The sequence below is a fragment of the Henriciella sp. genome, from assembly GCF_049649345.1.
Taxonomy (GTDB): domain Bacteria; phylum Pseudomonadota; class Alphaproteobacteria; order Caulobacterales; family Hyphomonadaceae; genus Henriciella.
On the sequence record NZ_JBARZC010000091.1, the window covers coordinates 1 to 2182 of the forward strand.

At 55.3% G+C, this 2182-nt stretch carries 2 protein-coding genes; both read left to right on the forward strand.

Going from position 1 to position 2182, the window contains the following annotated elements; genetic code table 11:
* Positions 1-283 precede the first annotated feature (283 nt).
* Complete coding sequence (locus WA989_RS02280; protein WP_424338907.1) at positions 284-1825, forward strand: oligosaccharide flippase family protein; 1542 nt, start codon at positions 284-286, stop codon at positions 1823-1825.
* Positions 1773-2182, forward strand: a 410-nt coding sequence (locus WA989_RS02285; RefSeq protein ID WP_424338908.1) for a glycosyltransferase family 2 protein, incomplete at its 3' end; no start/stop codon positions are given. The genes WA989_RS02280 and WA989_RS02285, both read left to right, overlap by 53 nt.

A 2182-nucleotide genomic window follows, 5' to 3' on the forward strand; every position in this document is an offset into this window, starting at 1 on the left:
TTCGAACCTTTGCGGAGAGGAAATGGGGGCGCGCGATAGAGGCACGCCAATTTGCTTCGAGCGACCGTCACGCCGTTCGTCGTGTCGGTGGAACTCAATATGCGGAAACACGATCACGATGGGTCAGTATTAACGACCGTTGGTATTACTCCCTGCAGGTACACCACGGATTGCGCTAGAGTTCGTGTTGATCTTCGACGAACTCGACCAGGAAGAATGAACGAGTGGAATGCGCGCCTTGGGCTTGGCCCCAAGTTCCGAAACCATTTCAGGGTAGCCTAACGTGGTCGAGCACAAGAACGTCGAAGTCTCCAAGCGCCTCGTAACGATCAACGCGGCAAGCTCGGTCGTTGCCAGGATCGTCAACATGACCGCGCTGCTCTGGGCCTACCAGTATCTCCTTAGGCGCATTCCCGCGGAAGAGTTCGCAGTCCTACCGGTTGTGACCTCGCTCATGGTCTTTGCGCCCCTTTTCTTTTCCTTTTTCGTGAGCGGCATCAGCCGCTATGTCGTCGCTGCCTATGCCCGCGGGGAGAAAGAGCGGGTCACCGCGATAATATCGTCCATTGTTCCGCTCCTTGGTCTCGCATCGCTGGTGTTTCTGATCTGTGGCGGGATCTTTGCCTTCCATATTGAGCATATCCTGAATGTCGCACCGCAGATGGTGCCAGATGCTCGGATCATGGTACTTCTCCTTGTTGCCAGCTTCTCACTGCAGATGCTCGCGATGCCTTTTGGTACCGGATATCATGTTCGTCAGCGGTTCGTGGAGTTGAACCTGCTCGGAATTGGGCGTGACATAATAAGAATCTTGCTACTGCTCACATTCCTGCTCGGCATGGGGCCGGCCGTCGTCTGGGTCGTCGTGGCCACGGCGGTTTCGGAAACTGTCTACACGGCCATAATGGTAGCGCGATCGCGCCGGATGGTTCCCGAGCAACGCTTCCGGCGCAGCTTGATGTCCTTTGCGCAGGCGCGCGAGATAATGGGTTTCGGGCTGTGGACCACCCTTGGCCGCCTGGGCAGCATGATGTATACGAATGCCGCGACGATCGTTTTGAATCTCTATGGCACCGCCGTGGACGTGACAAGCTACCACATTGGAGCGACCTTTTTTCGTCAGATAAACAGCACCCTAAGCCTAGCTGCTCAGCCTCTGCAGCCGGCGATGACGGCAATGCATGCACTTGACGACCGACGGCGTTTTGCCGCGGCGTTACTGCGCGGAGGGCGCTATGGGCTCTGGGTCGCTATGGCTGTCGCCACACCGTTAACGGTTTATTCTGGTGATTTCATAACCCTTTATCTAGGTGACGATTATCCCGAAGCGGCAACGGTGATTGTGCTTTTCATGATCATATTCCCGTTCACGAGTCCAACGATTCTCCTGCCAATGGCCGCGATGTCGACGGCCAGGGTCCGCGCCTTTTTTCTCCCAGCCTTCCTCTTTCAGTTGCTCGGTCTTGTCATAATGATCTGGCTTGTCCGGTATGAAAGTCTCGGCGCGGTTGGTGCTACCTTTTCTCTCTTGGCCATCACAGTTTCGTCGCAACTCTTCTATTATTGGTGGTTTGCCTTGAAATTGACCGATCTGCGGCTCAGCGATTTTTGGTCACAGACGCTCTCCCGCGGGCTCATGCCGGCACTCGTAGCTGCTCCCGTCTGGGCCGGCATGAGGTACGCGGTTTCGCCAAACAGCTGGCAAGAGTTGCTCTTGTGTGCCGGCCTTGGCGGCGCCGTCTATCTATTCGTTCTACTGAGCCGTTGCCTCGATGCAGGTGAAAAGGCGGATCTGCGGCTTCTTCTGGCAGCACGCCTTAAATGAAGCAGAGAGATCTATTTTAGCAAGTGTGATTAATTCAATGAAGCCTGGGTCTCTGGTCAGTGTTGTGATTCCGACATACAACCGCGCGCGCACACTTCGCCGCGCGGTCGAGAGTGTTCTTCGCCAAAGCTATACGAATCTCGAGCTTATCGTCGTGGATGACGCATCAACCGATGATACCAAAGCGGTTCTGTCCTCGATTAATGATCCACGCATGCGCGTAATCACGTATGAATTCAATAGAGGTTGCGCTGCCGCGCGCAATATTGGAGCGAGGGATGCGCGCGGTGAGTATCTCGCTTTTCAGGATAGCGACGATGAGTGGCTGGCAGACAAACTGTCAAAGCAAGTTGCGGC